Genomic DNA, 14590 nt, shown 5'->3' with positions numbered 1-14590 from the left:
TGAACACAAAATTCGTGCACACAACCGATCAACTGTGGGAGCGGGCTTGCTCGCGAAGAGGCCCGGACAACCAGTGAAAATCTAAACCTTGGGCATAGTCGCCAGCATCGACGCCCGCTGACTCACCTCAAAGTACCAGTTCGCCAGCTTCGGATTCGTCGTGCGCCATTCCATATCCGGATGGCGCAAATCCAGGTAGCCCAACGCACAGGCAACACTGATCGCCGCCACATCGAAATGACTGGTCAGCTCGGCAATCGCGTCCACTTCCAGCAATGCCAGGCCGCGACGAATCTTCTCGCGTTGGCCATCGAGCCACGCGTCCCAGTGTTTTTCCGGGGCACGCAGGGCGACTTCATAACGAATCAGCACCGCAGCGTCCATGATCCCGTCGGCCAGGGAGGCCAGGGTCAGGCGCCGCCAGCGGGCCGAGCCGTTACGCGGTATCAGCGGATTGCCGACGTGCTGGTGGTCGAGGTAATCGAGGATCACCCGGCTGTCATGGATGACGTTGCCATCGGCCAGGCGCAAGGCCGGAATTTTACCCAGCGGATTGTCTTCGTTGAGTATCAGGTCCGGGCTGACCGGTGTGAGCACGCAGTCTTGCAACGCCACGCGGTCCTGTTGACCGGTTTCGTGCAGCAGCACCATGACTTTGCGAACGAAGGGCGACAACGGGTTGTGGAACAGGGTCATGCTGGGGGCGGACATGGCAGCGTCTCGGTGTGGGACAGTGCTGGGCAGCATAGCGCGTTGGTCCGATAGCTCAAGATCGAAGTAAATGCCTAACCCCTGTGGGAGCGGCGGTGCGGCGATCCGACTTGCTCGCGAAGGCGGTGTATCAGTCAACATTGATGCTGGCTGACACACCGCCTTCGCGAGCAAGCCCGCTCCCACAGGTTTTTAGCGGCGTTGCAGCAGGCCGCGCAAGGCGAGGATTGCGGGAACGCCCAGGCCAAGCCAGCTCAGAGCGTCCCACACGCCATCCCCCAGTAACGCAGCAAACAAACCCGCCGCGCTGAGGAGGGCGATGACTGTAGGGGTGGAGAAGACCTTCCAGAAATTCGACTGCTGCGGCCTCATGCTGGACTCTCCGCGTTCTCGAGCACCGGTTTCGCGGCCTTGCGCCGCACCACCCACAGGTAAACCCCGCTACCGAGCACGATGATGGTCAGCACATCCAGCGTCGCCCAGAGGATCTTCATCGGCAGGCCGCCGTAATCACCGAAGTGCAACGGTTGAGACATGCCCATGGCGTCCATGTACCACGGGCGTTCGGCCACGGCGGTGACTTGCAGGGTGCTGGCGTCGATCAGCACCGGTGTCAGCAGGTGCGAGGTCAGGTGAGTGCTGCCTTTCATGAACACCGCGTAATGGTGTTCGCTGGAGAAGCGTGTGCCGGGGAAGGCGATGAAGTCCGGCTGCATACCCGGTGCGACTTCCTTGGCGATGTCGAGCAAGCGGGTCGCGGGTGCCAGTTGTGTCAGTGGCGGTGCGTCGCGGTACGGCGCGACCATCGCGCTCAGGCTGTCGTTGCGCCACGCGGCGATCAGCAGGTCGGCGCAGGCGCTGATGACGCCGGTGACACCGACCACCAAGGCCCAGGTCAGGGTTACCACGCCGATCAGGTTATGCAGATCGAGCCAGCGCAGACGGGTGGATTTGTCCTGGCGCACGGTGGCAAATGTCAAACGCCGCATGAACGGCAGGTACAGCACCGTCCCGGACACAATCGCCACCACGAACAGAAGGCCCATGAACGCCAGCAGCAACTTGCCCGGCAGACCGGCGAACATGTCCACATGCAGGCGCAACATGATCATCATGAAGCCGCCATTGGCCGACGGCATCTCCAGCGCTTCGCCGGTGCGGGCGTCGAGCATGAAGGTGTGAGACGAGTTCGGTTCAGTGCCGGCGGTCGCCGCCATGATCGCAATCGCGGCGTTTGGCTCGTCTTCATCGAAGCCGAAATATTGCATGACCTCGCCGGGACGATGCTTTTCAGCTGCCTGCACCAACTGCTGCAAATTCAGCTGCGGGGTGTCCGCCGGCATTGCCTTCAATTCAGCGGCATCGCCCAGCAAGTGGTCGATCTCGTGATGGAAGATCAATGGCAGGCCGGTCAGCGCGAGCATCAGCAGGAACACGGTGCAGATCAGGCTGGTCCAGGTATGGACGAAGGACCAGCGGCGGATTGTTTTGCTTTTCATTTCATAGCCTTCAGAAATACCAAAGCCGTCCATGTCGGACGGCTCGGGTCTTGGGCGTGTCAGGTCAGGCCATTACCACTTGTAAGTGGCACTGGCGACGACGCTGCGTTGGTCGCCGTAGTAGCAGTAGAAGCTGTCGCACGTGGAGATGTAGTCCTTGTCGAACAGGTTGGTGGCGTTCAGTGCCAGGGAGGCGCCTTTGAGGCTGTTGTCCAGACGGCCCAGGTCGTAATGAACCGCGGCGTCGAACACGGTGTAGGCGTCAGCCTTGCCGAGCGAGGTATTGCCCTGGTCGCCGTAGGTATTGCCGGTGTAGCGAGCGCCGGCGCCGATGCCGAAACCGTCCAGCACACCGTTGTGCCAGGTGTAATCGGCCCACAGCGAAGCCTGTTGGTTGGGCATCAGTTGCAGACGATTGCCTTTAAAGTTGCCTTTCTGCACTTCGGATTTGGCCAGGGTGTATGCGGCGATGACCTTGAGGTTCTCGGTCACGTCGGAGACGGCTTCCAGTTCCAGGCCTTTGACTTTTACTTCACCGGTCTGGCTGGTGATCGAAACGCCGTTCGAGTTGGTCGTGGTGACGGAGACGTTTTTCTGGGTCAGGTCGTAGACCGCAGCGGTCAGCAGGGTGCTGCTGCCAGGCGGTTGGTACTTGATGCCCAGTTCCCATTGTTTGCCTTCAGTCGGTTTGAACGAATCGGTTGGCGATGCCGTGGCGTTGCTGGTCGGCTGGAACGACTCGGCGTACGACAGGTACGGCACGATGCCGTTGTCGAACACGTAGCTGATCGCCGCGTTGCCGCTGAAGTTCTTGTCGCGCTCGGTATTGGTGGCATCGCCCTTGTTAAAGAACCTGGTGCCGGTGTGGACCCAGTCTTCACGCCCACCCAACGTCAGACGCCATTGGTCGAGTGCCATCTGGTCCTGGACGTACAAACCGGTCTGGTAGGTCTTCTGGTTGTAGTCGTAAAACGCCGCCGAACGCGGCGGACGAACGATGGGTTGGCCATAGATCGGGTTGTTGACGTTGGTGGTCAGACCGTCGCCGAAGATCGAGGTGTAGTGGGTGTTGGTGCGCTGGTGATCGAGGCCGATCAACAGGGTGTGACGGATGTCGCCGGTCGCGAAGTCGCCCTGGAAATTGTTGTCCACGGCGAACTGGCTGATGTCCTCGTCGACACTGGTGCTCGAGCGGCCAACGTTGCCTTCGGCATCGACCTGGGTGAACGGGTAGGCGCCGGGGGTGAGGGCCTGGAAGGACAGGTCCGATTTGGTGTAGCGCAGGTTCTGCTTGAACTGCCAGACATCGTTCAAGCGATGTTCAAAGGCGTAGCCCAGTGCGTAGTAGGTGCGGTCGTAGAATTCCCAGTCCGGGTCGCCCAGGTTTTTGTGATGGGAAATCTTGCCGAGCGGTGAATGGATCTTGGTGCCCTGCACCGGCAGGAACTGGCTGGTGATGCCGGTATCGTCACGAGTGAACTGGGTGAGCAAGGTGAACTTGGTGTCTTCGTCGATGTTCCAGGTCAGGCTCGGCGCGATGTTGTAGCGCTTGTTGTCGACGTGGTCGATCTGCGTGCCGCTGTCGCGTACCACACCGCTCAAACCGTAGAGGAACTGGCCTTCGTCATCGATCTTGCCGGTGCTGGCGAAGTTGATCTGGCGATGGTTATCACTGCTGTATTGCACCTGGATTTCATTGCTCGACTCGGCGCTGGGGCGACGGCTGACCATGTCCAGCAAGCCGCCTGGCGGGGTCTGGCCGTAAACCGACGAGGCCGGGCCGCGCAGCAGGGCGAGGCGGTCGAGGTTCCAGGTTTCCTGTTTCGGGTTGGCGTACACGCCTTTTGGCAGTGGCAGGCCATCGAGGAATTGCGTCGGTTCGAAACCGCGCACACGCAACCAATCGGCTCGGGTGTCGCTGCCATAGCTGCTGGCGACGATGCCGGGCATGTAGCGCACCGCGTCATCGAGGCTATGCACATTGCGGTCGTCCATTTGCTCGCGGGTGGCGATCGAAATCGAGCGCGGTGCTTCGACCAGTGCGGTATCGGTCTTGGTGCCGGCGGCGGTGCGGGTCGCCAGGTAACCTTGCACTGGTCCCCAGGCACTTTCGGTGTTTTCCACGCCAATGACGGCGGTTTCCGGCAGGGCCATTACGCCTTCGGGCACGGCCACCAGGCTATAAGTGCCAGCGCTGCTTTGTTCCAGTTGCAAACCGGTGCCGCGCAAGGCTTCGCGCAGGGCGCCGGCTGCGTCGAACTGGCCTTTGACCGGCGCCGAGGTCTTGCCCGCCGCCAGTGACGGATTCAACGACAGCGCCAAGCCGGCCTGGCTGGCGATCTGGTTCAGGGTGCTGGCCAATGGCGCGGCCGGCAGGTTGTAGGCGCGAACGCTGGATGCCTGTTCAGCGGCGATCAGCTGACTGCTGGCCAGAGGGGCACAAAGGGCAATGGCAATCGCCAGCAAACTGGGGCGCAAAACGGTGTCTAGCGAACGGGACATACAGCGGCTCCTGAATGGAAATATTTCTCAACTGCCTAGGTGCCGAACGAGAATTCAAAAGTGATAGGGCTGATTGAAAATAATTTCGATTCAGTGATTACCCGCCTTTGTAGGGGGCGTGTAGGAGCTGTCGAGTGAAACGAGGCTGCGATCTTTTGACTTTGTTTTTTTAGGAGCAGATCAAAAGATCGCAGCCTCGTTTCACTCGACAGCTCCTACGGATTTGGCTTCAGCCTTCGCCACCGTCACCCACCACGGCGTGTGCTGTTCGATCTGCACCGGCAGGGTCGGCAGCAGGGCGCGCAGGGCCAGATCGGTGTCGTGCAGGGGGAAGCTGCCGGTGATTCGCAGGTTGGCGATTTCTGGCGCAACGCCAAGATGCCCGCGTCGATAACGACCGAGTTCATGGACCAGGTCTTCCAGCCGTGTGTTGTCCACCACCAGCATGCCGCGGGTCCAGGCATCGGCTCCGAGGTTGAGCGCGACGATCGGCCCCAGGCCATTGCTGCGCATCAGGACTTGTTGGCCTTCACGCAGAACCTGCTCTTCAGGACTCGACTCGGGATGGGCGGCCACCGCCGATTTCAGCACGCTCAGGCGCGTACCTTCTTCTTCACGCTTGACCAGGAACCTTGTCCCCAGTGCACGCATGCTGCCTTCGCGGGTTTCGACGATAAACGGCCGGGCATCGCCATGGCCGGTTTCGACGAGGATTTCCCCTTCCTGGAGGATGATCAGCCGTTGTTTTTCATCGAAACGCACATCCACGGCACTGTGGGTGTTGAGGTTGATCAGCGTGCCGTCGGTCAGGCGCAGGGTGCGTTGCTCACCGGTGGCAGTGCGCTGGTCGGCCAGCCAATAGTCAATCGGCAGATAACGATCACCGGCGAACAACGCCAACCCGATCACCGCGACGATACTGGCCACGCCGCTGCCGAGTTTGCGCACACGCCGGCGAATGTTTTCGCGCGATTGCAGTAAAGCAGTGCGAGCCGGGCCGCTGGCAACGCTGAAGCGCTGGTCGAGCATGCCCAGTTGGCGCCAGGCCCGCGCATGTTCTTCGTGGGCGGCGTGCCACTTGGCGAACTCTTCGCGCTCCACCGGGTTGCCGGAGTCCAGGGACAACTGCCAGGCAATCGCAGCATCCAGCACTTGCGCCGAGACGGGTTTGGAGCTGACCGGACTCATACCGGCTCACCGTACAGCGCGATGTAGCACTGACGAATGCCTTGGGCCAGGTACTGACGCACCCGCGGCACTGACACGCCCAGACGCTGGGCAATTTCGGCGTGGCCGAGGCCGTCCAGACGGTTATAGAGAAACGCCGCCCGGGCCTTGCTCGAGAGCTTGCCGAGCAGGCGGTCGATGGCTTTGAGGTCTTCGAGGATCAGTTGCTGTTCCTCCACCGACGGTTGTTCACCTGCGGGGATCAGCATCAGTTCGGTGAGATAGGCCTGCTCCAGCGCGGCGCGGCGGAAATAGTCGAACAGCAGACCCTTGGCAATCGCCACCAGAAACGCTCGCGGTTCGCGCGGCTCCTTCAGTTCTTCACGACCCAGCAAACGCACGAAAGTGTCCTGACTCAGGTCTTCGGCCCGTTGCGGACAGGCCACATTGCGTCGCAGCCAGGCCAATAGCCAACCGCGATGGTCGCGATACAACGCACCAACGAGCTCACTTTGAGGGCTTTGGACTGACGACACGCAGCATCACCGATTGGGAAGTATTAACTAACGAGAATTGTTCGCGATTGTGGCAGAGGCGGGGGAGGTAAGCAATTGGCGCTGGTCGGGTGGCCGCCAACGTCGGTGTGTTGGCGCAAAACCCTGTAGGAGCTGCCGAAGGCTGCGATCTTTTGACTTTGACTTTGGATTTTAAGATCAAAAGATCGCAGCCTTCGGCAGCTCCTACAAAGGATTGCGGTGGCTGTCAGAAAGAAGGCGCTCGCTGCCGCCGCTTCCACTGACTCAACCGCTGCTGCAAATTCAACGGGCTATGAATCTGCATTTGCCGCGCCCGGCTGAACAAAATCAACGCCAGCTCAGCGGTGGCCAACGCATCGGCACTGGCATTGTGGCGTTCGAACACTTCCAGTTTGAACCAGTCGATCCACTGATCCAGCCCGGCATCGCGAATGTGCGCCTGAGGGCAAAGCAGCGGCGCGATATCGGCCACATCCAGAAACGGATGCTGCAACTTGTAGCCCAGATGATCTTTCAAGGCGCGCCCGAGCATGTGCTGATCGAATGGCGCGTGAAACGCCAGCACCGGGCTGTCGCCGACGAACTCCATGAATTCGACCAAGGCCTGAGCAGGGTCGCTGCCCGCGGCAATTGCACTCGGCCCCAGGCCGTGGATCAACACGCTGGGCGCCAACTTCATGTCGGTGCATTGCAACGTGCGTTCGAACTGCTGGCTGAAATCGATCGCCCCGTCTTCGATTACTACCGCACCGATGGACAACACCCGATCCCTGTTCAGGTTCAATCCGGTGGTTTCCAGGTCGAGCACCACCCAGCGCTGTTCGCGCAGGCTGCATTCGCTGAGTTCTGCGGCCGAGGGCAAGCGTTGCAGACGTTGTTGAAGTTCGCCGGGAAGGCTCGGACCTGCCGGGCGCAGCCATGAAAACAGGCTCATAGCTGATACCGCAGGGCCAGGCTGCTTTGCAGGCGTTGTGCCTGGCGCAGGGATTCACGCAGGATCCGTCGATCCAGATGATTGAGGCTGTCTGGATCGACCCGGTTGGAGTAGGGCAAGTTCTCCCGAGTTTGTAGCTGATGTTGCTGCATGCGGGCTTGCTGGATGAAGTGATAGGCCTCTTCGTACGCGGCACCGTCCAGCCGTTCGATGACTTCTTTGTCCACCAATTGGCGAAAGCGCTCCAGCGTGTTGTTCGCCTCGACCCCATGGGCCAACGCGAGCAGTCGGGCACCGTCGACAAACGGCGTCAGCCCCTGGACCTTCAAATCCAGGGTAGCTTTCTCGCCATTCTTGCGAGCCAGTACGAACTCACGGAAACGTCCCACGGGCGGACGGTTGCGCAGGGCGTTCTCGGCCATCATCCGTTGGAACAGTCGGTTGTCATTCACCTGATCGAGAATGCCCTGACGCAGCTGCTCGCAGCCTTGCTCGTCGCCCCAGACCACCCGCAAGTCGAAATAAATGCTCGAACCCAACAGGTTCTCCGGCGTGGCCTCGCGGATAAACGCGGCAAAACGTCGTGACCACTCGGCCCGGGACAGACACAGCTCAGGGTTGCCGGCCATGATGTTGCCCTTGCACAGGGTGAAACCGCAGAGCGCCAGGCTCTGGTTGATCTGCTGGGCGATGGGCAGCAATTTGCCGCGAATCTCGGCGGCGTGGGCCGCGTCCCGGGCTTCGAACAGAATGCCGTTGTCCTGATCTGTGTGCAGCGTCTGCTCGCGACGGCCTTCGCTACCGAAGCACAGCCAACTGAACGGAATACCGGGGTCACCTTTCTCGGCGAGGGTCAGTTCGATCACCCGGCACACGGTGTGGTCGTTGAGCAGGGTGATGATGTGCGTGATCTGGGTTGAAGAAGCTCCGTGGGCCAGCATGCGCTCCACCAGTTGGCCGATCTCGCCGCGCATGGCGACTAGATTTTCCACCTTCTGGGCGCTGCGAATGGTCCGCGCCAGGTGCACCAGATCGACCCGCTGCAGGGAAAACAGGTCACGTTCCGAGACCACGCCGCACAGGCGATGATCCTTGACCAGGCAGACGTGGGCGATGTGCCGCTCGGTCATGGCAATCGCCGCATCGAAGGCGCTGTGGTCCGGCGACAGGAAAAACGGCGCCTGGGTCATGTGGCGCTCGATGGCTTCGTTGAAGTCGTTAGTGCCGTCGGCCACCACATGGCGCAGGTCGCGCAGGGTGAAAATCCCCAGCGGCGCTTTATGTTCGTCGACCACCACAATGCTGCCGACCTGCTGCTCATGCATCAGGGTCACGGCTTCACGCAGTGGCGTGGCCGGGATGCAGGTGACCGGGTGGCGCATGGCCAATTCGCCCAGTCGGGTATTGAGCGAGTACTGGGTGCCGAGGGTTTCCACGGCTTTTTGTTGGACTTGCTGGTTGACCTGATCCAGCAGGCTGCTCACGCCGCGTAGGGCAAAGTCGCGAAACGCGTTGGAAAGCGCGAACAGTTTGATGAACGCCAGCTTGTTCAGCTGTAGGCAAAAGGTGTCTTCGGCCGCGAGGTGTTCGGTGCGGGTTGCACGCTCCCCCAGCAGCGCGGCGAGGGGGAAACACTCGCCGGTGGTGATTTCGAAGGTGGTTTCGGTCCCACCCTTAGCCGTGTGGGGACGCTCACCCACGACCCGGCCTTGTTTGACGATGTAGAAATGTTCAACCGGGCCGTCGGCGGGCTTGATGATGCTCTCGCCGGGCGCATAAAAACGCAGCTGACACTGCTCGACCAGGTACGCCAGGTGGGCGTGTTCCATTTGATTGAAGGGCGGGAAGCGCTGAAGGAATTGCAAAGTGCCCTGGATGTTCTGCAACACCGCGGTTTTCCCTGCCTGTGTGAAGGCGTCCGCTTTACTCATAACCATTACCGCAGTCTTTTTTGAATTGTTGTTGTCGGATGACTCAGCCATGGTCGGCCCCTGCGCGCAGGGTGCCCATTGGACGTAAGTCTAGGTAGGCAGTGAAGCTGGCGGCATTTGGGAAATGTCTGACGCAACTGTGGGAAAAACCTCCTGCATTGGCTATAGGAAAACTTTCCGACGAAGTGCACATTGAAGGTCTGCTTAGCGATGTCTGACGGATGAGCTAGGGAATAGAAATGAAAACGTAGAGTAAGCCATGTCCGACCACGATATTTTGAGCGACGCCGAGCGCGAGGCGCTGAGTGCCGTCATGCAGGAACCTGACCTGCCGCCGCAGCGGGTGCTGATCGTCGACGACGATAAAGACGCGCGCGAGTTGCTGTCGGAGATTCTGGCGCTGGACGGGGTGCGCTGCATGACTGCCGCCAGTGGCGAAACTGCACTCAAGATGTTGGAGACGATGCCATCGATTGGCCTGGTGATTACCGATCTGCGGATGGGAAATGTTGATGGCCTGGACCTGATCCGCCAGGTTCGTGAGTCGGTTCGGGCGGCAATGCCGATTATCATCGTGTCCGGTGACGCTGACGTAAAAGATGCGATCGCCGCGATGCATTTGAGCGTAGTCGACTTCCTGCTCAAGCCTGTCGATACCGGCAAGCTGTTGGCGCTGGTCAAGCATGAGTTGGGAATGGATGTGTAAATTGTTAAAGGATCAAAAGATCGCAGCCTTCGGCAGCTCCATGGGATTGCGTACATCTGTAGGAGCTGCCGAAGGCTGCGATCTTTTGACTTTGCTTTAAACAGAAAGGCCCTGATCTTTCGATCAGGGCCTTTTTTTGTCCGGTGTCAGCGATTAGTTACAGGCCATTGGCAGCCTTGAACTCGCGGCGACGACGGTGCAGAACCGGCTCGGTGTAGCCGTTCGGCTGTTTGGTGCCTTCGACCACCAGTTCGACCGCTGCCTGAAAGGCGATGTTGCTGTCGAAGTTCGGTGCCAGTGGACGATACAGCGGGTCATTGGCGTTCTGACGGTCAACCACTGGCGCCATGCGCTTGAGGCTTTCCATGACCTGATCTTCGGTGACGATGCCGTGACGCAGCCAGTTGGCGATGTGCTGGCTGGAAATCCGCAGCGTCGCACGGTCTTCCATCAGGCCGACGTCGTTGATGTCCGGCACTTTCGAGCAACCGACGCCTTGGTCGATCCAGCGCACCACATAACCGAGAATGCCCTGGGCGTTGTTGTCCAGTTCGTTCTTGATTTGTTCTGCAGTCCAGTCTGGATTGACGGCCAGAGGGATGGTCAGGATGTCATCCACCGAAGCGCGTGCACGTTTGGCCAGTTCGGCCTGACGGGCGAACACATCGACCTTGTGGTAATGCAACGCATGCAGCGCAGCAGCGGTCGGCGATGGAACCCAGGCAGTATTGGCACCGGCCATCGGGTGAGCGATTTTCTGTTCGAGCATCGCTGCCATCAGGTCCGGCATGGCCCACATGCCTTTACCGATCTGGGCGCGACCTTGCAGGCCGGTGCTCAAACCGATATCGACGTTCCAGTTCTCGTAGGCGCCGATCCACTTCTCAGCCTTCATGTCCGCCTTGCGCACCATCGGGCCGGCTTCCATGGAGGTGTGGATTTCATCACCGGTACGGTCTAGGAAACCGGTGTTGATGAACACTACACGCTCGCTGGCAGCCTTGATGCAGGCCTTGAGGTTGACCGTGGTGCGGCGTTCCTCGTCCATGATCCCGACTTTCAGCGTGTTGCGCGGCAGACCGAGTACTTCTTCGATGCGACCGAACAGCTCGTTGGTGAACGCCGCTTCTTCCGGGCCGTGCATCTTCGGCTTCACGATGTAGACCGAGCCAGTGCGGCTGTTCTTGCGCGAGTTGTTGCCGTTGAGGCTGTGGATGGCCGCGAGGCTGGTGACCAGACCGTCGAGGATGCCTTCCGGCACTTCGTTACCCTCTTTATCGAGGATCGCGTCGATGGTCATCAGGTGACCGACGTTACGCACGAACAACAGCGAGCGACCGTGCAGGCTCAATTCGCTGCCATCGAGGGCGGTGTAGGTGCGGTCGGCGTTCATGGTGCGGGTAAAAGTCTGACCGCCCTTGGAGACTTCTTCCGACAGATTGCCCTTCATCAGGCCGAGCCAGTTGCGGTAGATCACCACTTTGTCATCAGCATCGACGGCGGCGACGGAGTCTTCGCAGTCCATGATGGTGGTCAGCGCGGCTTCCATCAGGATGTCTTTGAGGCCGGCAGCATCGGTCTGGCCGACCGGGGTGCTGGCATCGACCTGGATTTCGAAGTGCAGGCCGTTGTTTTTCAGCAGGATCGCGGTCGGTGCGGCTGCACCGCCGTGGAAACCGATCAACTGTGCATCATTGCGCAGGCCGGTATTGCTGCCGCCTTTAAGGGCGACTACCAGTTTGCCGTCAACGATCTTGTAGCCGGTGGAATCGACGTGAGTGCCGGCAGCCAATGGCGCCGCTTCGTCGAGTAAGGCACGGGCGAAGGCGATGACCTTGTCGCCGCGAACCTTGTTGTAGCCTTTGCCTTTTTCCGCGCCGCCAGCTTCGCTGATGGCGTCGGTGCCGTAGAGCGCGTCATACAGCGAACCCCAACGGGCGTTCGAGGCATTGAGCGCGAAACGGGCGTTCATCACCGGAACCACAAGCTGTGGACCGGCCATGCGGGCGATTTCGTCATCGACGTTTTGCGTCGTTGCCTGGAAATCGGCCGCTTCTGGCAGCAGATAACCGATGTCTTGCAAGAAGGCTTTATAAGCCACGGCGTCGTGTGGTTGACCGGCACGGGATTGGTGCCAGCCGTCGATACGAGCCTGGAAATCATCGCGTTTGGCGAGTAGGGCTTTGTTCTTCGGCGCCAGGTCATGAATGACCTTGTCGGCACCGGCCCAGAACTTATCGGCGGTGAGGCCGGTACCGGGAATGGCTTCGTTGTTCACGAAGTCGAACAGGACTTTGGCGACCTGCAGGCCACCGACTTGAACGTGTTCAGTCATTGCTTGCCTCACTCTGCTCAGCTATTTCGCTTTTCAGCTCTTCAATTTAACAATGAAGCCTCTGGCTATTTAAACCACAAACCCCTTCCACCAGTACATGCCATTTCGGGCGGCTGGGATGGAACCGATCAACGGCTTTGAGGCCTTGCTGATAGGGCTTTCAGGGCTGCGACTGTGCCTGTGGCAAACATCGATCCAACGTTATGTAGTGCGCGCTGCGGCATACTACATGATGAATTGCGCTTGTGAAAATTAGACTAATTACGTCGTACTGCGACCCCATGACGCATTGCGGTCACGTCGGGGAACGGGATGTTCTCAAAAAACTATTGGATTGTTCCAGTTAAATATAAAAACTTGTACACATAATCTTCATTGCGCTGCTATGGGGCTTTGGTTTTCTGAGACGCCGAGACGATTCCGGTCCCTTGCCTATACTTGGTCTTCTATAACAAAAGTCATGACAAGAGGGCTGCGCCATGGACCACCTCGTACTCACTGTTTTCGCTCCGGACAAGCCAGGGCAGGTCGAGCGCATTGCCCAATGCATCGCCGAGCATGGCGGCAACTGGCTGGAGAGCCGCATGTCACGCATGGCCGGGCAGTTCGCCGGGATTCTTCGTGTGGGCGTGCCGGCCGAGGCCTACGACGAATTGGTCGATGCCCTACAGGCGTTGTCCGCCCATGGCATTCGCGTGCTGATTGCCGAAAGCGGCATCGAGCAATCCTGCACCTGGAAACCGATAGCCATGGAATTGGTGGGCAATGACCGCCCGGGGATCGTACGCGACATCACGCGTCTGCTGAGTGAGCAGGGGGTGAACCTGGAGCGTCTGGTGACCGAAGTACGTCCGGCGCCGATGAGCAGCGAGCCTTTGTTTCACGCGGAAGCAATTCTGGCAGTGCCGCTGACGTTGTCCCTGGACGTGCTGCAATCGCGGCTGGAAACCCTGGCGGATGATTTGATGGTCGAATTGGTGCTGCGCAGTGAACCCTGAGCAGGTTATCCAAGTTATACGTGCACCTGCCTGTGGATAACCTGTAGAGACAGCCCGCCAGGCCACGTCGTTCGGGGTTCTTCAGGATTTGATCAAAAAATCAGCAGTTTCAGGGACTTGCGCACAAACGCCGGGGATCACGTTGTGGATAACCTTGGGAAGGATTGATGCAGGCCACGGTAGCCGTGGCCTGCAGAGGTTTGTGCGTTTTTTGATCAGCTGCGGCGACGCAGACTTATCCACGCGTCGATGCTGTAAACCGCCAGGCCCGCCCAGATAAAGATGAACGCTACCAGTGTGCTCGACGACAAATGTTCGCCAAACAGCAGAACGGCCTGCAACAGCACCAGCGTTGGCGCCAGGTACTGGAGGAATCCCAGCGTGGTGTAGGGCAAATGCCGCGCAGCGGCGTTGAAACACACCAGCGGCACCAGCGTCACCGGACCGGCGGCCACCAGCCACCAGGCTTCGGATGTGGTCCAGAACTCGGGCTGAGCGCTTGTGGCCGTCTGATTGAAAAGCAGCCAGGCAATGGCAATCGGCACCAGCATCCAGGTTTCCACCACCAGACCCGGCAGCGCCTTGACCGGTGCCTGCTTACGGATCAGTCCGTAGAAACCGAAGGTCAGCGCCAACACCAATGACACCCACGGCAGACTGCCGACTTGCCAGACCTGTTGCGCGACGCCGACCGCCGCCAGGCCAACCGCCAGCCATTGCATGCGCCGTAGCCGTTCGCCAAGGATCAGCATGCCCAACAGCACGTTCACCAGCGGGTTGATGTAGTAACCGAGACTGGCTTCGAGCATGCGCCCGTTGTTCACCGACCAAACGTAGGTCAGCCAGTTGGCTGCGATCAGCGTGCCGCTCAGGGCCAGGACCGCCAGGCGTTTCGGGTTATCACGCAACTCGCGCCACCAGCCCGGATGTTTCCACACCATCAGCAGCAAGGTGCCGAACAGCGCGGACCAGAGCACTCGGTGGATGATGATCTCCACGGCGGGCACGCTGGCGATGGCTTTGAAGTAGAGCGGGAAAAGTCCCCAGATGATGTAGGCACTCAGGCCCAGGATGTACCCGCGACGCGGGTTGGCGGCTTGCATGCAGAATCCTTGCTTAGGCAGCTAACAAAGAGGGGATTGTAAGGAGATTTGCAGGAATGGTCGCGGACCAATGTGGGAGCGGGCTTGCTCGCGAAGACGGTGCAACATTCAACATTGATGTCGACTGCCAGACCGCCTTCGCGAGCAAGCCCGCTCCCACAGGGGATC

Annotated in this window: 12 protein-coding genes; 2 read left to right on the top strand and 10 right to left on the bottom strand. The window is 59.7% G+C overall.

Going from position 1 to position 14590, the window contains the following annotated elements; all coding sequences use genetic code 11:
* Nucleotides 1–81: 81 nt before the first annotated feature.
* The 8 genes from E3W21_RS14280 to E3W21_RS14235 form a co-directional block, all read right to left on the bottom strand.
* Entirely contained in the window at nt 82–711 is a 630-nt protein-coding gene (locus E3W21_RS14280; RefSeq protein WP_134420524.1) for a glutathione S-transferase, read from the bottom strand.
* Between the two features lie 192 nt (nt 712–903).
* Nucleotides 904–1083, bottom strand: coding sequence for a hypothetical protein (locus E3W21_RS14270; protein WP_134420522.1), 180 nt, complete (start codon nt 1081–1083; stop codon nt 904–906).
* Entirely contained in the window at nt 1080–2210 is a 1131-nt protein-coding gene (locus E3W21_RS14265; RefSeq protein WP_134420520.1) for a PepSY domain-containing protein, read from the bottom strand. Before E3W21_RS14265 ends, E3W21_RS14270 begins: the two co-directional genes overlap by 4 nt.
* A gap of 72 nt (nt 2211–2282) precedes the next feature.
* On the bottom strand, nt 2283–4712 hold the full coding sequence (locus E3W21_RS14260; protein WP_134420518.1) for a TonB-dependent siderophore receptor: 2430 nt from the start codon (nt 4710–4712) through the stop codon (nt 2283–2285).
* Nucleotides 4713–4913: 201 nt separating this feature from the next.
* Nucleotides 4914–5900 (bottom strand): FecR domain-containing protein, encoded by a 987-nt coding sequence (locus E3W21_RS14255; protein ID WP_134420516.1) that lies wholly within the window; start codon nt 5898–5900, stop codon nt 4914–4916.
* On the bottom strand, nt 5897–6415 hold the full coding sequence (locus E3W21_RS14250; RefSeq protein WP_033053398.1) for an RNA polymerase sigma factor: 519 nt from the start codon (nt 6413–6415) through the stop codon (nt 5897–5899). Before E3W21_RS14250 ends, E3W21_RS14255 begins: the two co-directional genes overlap by 4 nt.
* Nucleotides 6416–6641: 226 nt before the next feature.
* Nucleotides 6642–7349 (bottom strand): PolC-type DNA polymerase III, encoded by a 708-nt coding sequence (locus tag E3W21_RS14240; protein WP_134420514.1) that lies wholly within the window; start codon nt 7347–7349, stop codon nt 6642–6644.
* Nucleotides 7346–9286 carry a putative nucleotidyltransferase substrate binding domain-containing protein gene (locus E3W21_RS14235; RefSeq protein WP_134420512.1) on the bottom strand — a complete coding sequence of 647 codons (1941 nt, stop codon included), beginning with the start codon at nt 9284–9286 and terminating at the stop codon, nt 7346–7348. Before E3W21_RS14235 ends, E3W21_RS14240 begins: the two co-directional genes overlap by 4 nt.
* A 253-nt stretch (nt 9287–9539) precedes the next feature.
* Here E3W21_RS14235 and E3W21_RS14230 point away from each other — a divergent pair, with 253 nt between their 5' ends.
* Nucleotides 9540–9986 carry a response regulator gene (locus E3W21_RS14230; RefSeq protein ID WP_134420510.1) on the top strand — a complete coding sequence of 149 codons (447 nt, stop codon included), beginning with the start codon at nt 9540–9542 and terminating at the stop codon, nt 9984–9986.
* Nucleotides 9987–10143: 157 nt separating this feature from the next.
* Here E3W21_RS14230 and E3W21_RS14225 read toward each other — a convergent pair whose 3' ends face one another.
* Nucleotides 10144–12321 (bottom strand): malate synthase G, encoded by a 2178-nt coding sequence (locus E3W21_RS14225; protein ID WP_134420508.1) that lies wholly within the window; start codon nt 12319–12321, stop codon nt 10144–10146.
* A 479-nt stretch (nt 12322–12800) separates the two neighbouring features.
* On the opposite strand from E3W21_RS14225, the gene E3W21_RS14220 reads away from it, so the two are divergent.
* Nucleotides 12801–13319 carry a glycine cleavage system protein R gene (locus tag E3W21_RS14220; RefSeq protein ID WP_007947710.1) on the top strand — a complete coding sequence of 173 codons (519 nt, stop codon included), beginning with the start codon at nt 12801–12803 and terminating at the stop codon, nt 13317–13319.
* 215 nt (nt 13320–13534) lie between these two features.
* On the opposite strand, the gene rarD is transcribed toward E3W21_RS14220, so the two are convergent.
* Nucleotides 13535–14422, bottom strand: a complete 888-nt coding sequence (gene rarD / locus E3W21_RS14215) for an EamA family transporter RarD (RefSeq protein WP_134420506.1) — start codon at nt 14420–14422, stop codon at nt 13535–13537.
* Between the last annotated feature and the right edge of the window lie 168 nt (nt 14423–14590).

This window comes from Pseudomonas sp. F01002 (assembly GCF_004402115.1).
GTDB classification, from domain to species: Bacteria; Pseudomonadota; Gammaproteobacteria; order Pseudomonadales; family Pseudomonadaceae; genus Aquipseudomonas; species Aquipseudomonas frigoris.
The sequence above is the reverse complement of the archived record's forward strand: the minus strand, read 5'-3'. Positions and strand labels throughout refer to the sequence as shown.

Bases quoted from the DNA above. Each gene is read 5' to 3' on its own strand.
- E3W21_RS14280 (WP_134420524.1), bottom strand. From the start codon at position 711: ATGTCCGCCCCCAGCATGACCCTGTTCCACAACCCGTTGTCGCCCTTC.
- E3W21_RS14270 (WP_134420522.1), bottom strand. From the start codon at position 1,083: ATGAGGCCGCAGCAGTCGAATTTCTGGAAGGTCTTCTCCACCCCTACA.
- E3W21_RS14265 (WP_134420520.1), bottom strand. From the start codon at position 2,210: ATGAAAAGCAAAACAATCCGCCGCTGGTCCTTCGTCCATACCTGGACC.
- E3W21_RS14260 (WP_134420518.1), bottom strand. From the start codon at position 4,712: ATGTCCCGTTCGCTAGACACCGTTTTGCGCCCCAGTTTGCTGGCGATT.
- E3W21_RS14255 (WP_134420516.1), bottom strand. From the start codon at position 5,900: ATGAGTCCGGTCAGCTCCAAACCCGTCTCGGCGCAAGTGCTGGATGCT.
- E3W21_RS14240 (WP_134420514.1), bottom strand. From the start codon at position 7,349: ATGAGCCTGTTTTCATGGCTGCGCCCGGCAGGTCCGAGCCTTCCCGGC.
- E3W21_RS14235 (WP_134420512.1), bottom strand. From the start codon at position 9,286: ATGGTTATGAGTAAAGCGGACGCCTTCACACAGGCAGGGAAAACCGCG.
- E3W21_RS14230 (WP_134420510.1), top strand. From the start codon at position 9,540: ATGTCCGACCACGATATTTTGAGCGACGCCGAGCGCGAGGCGCTGAGT.
- E3W21_RS14225 (WP_134420508.1), bottom strand. From the start codon at position 12,321: ATGACTGAACACGTTCAAGTCGGTGGCCTGCAGGTCGCCAAAGTCCTG.
- E3W21_RS14220 (WP_007947710.1), top strand. From the start codon at position 12,801: ATGGACCACCTCGTACTCACTGTTTTCGCTCCGGACAAGCCAGGGCAG.
- rarD (WP_134420506.1), bottom strand. From the start codon at position 14,422: ATGCAAGCCGCCAACCCGCGTCGCGGGTACATCCTGGGCCTGAGTGCC.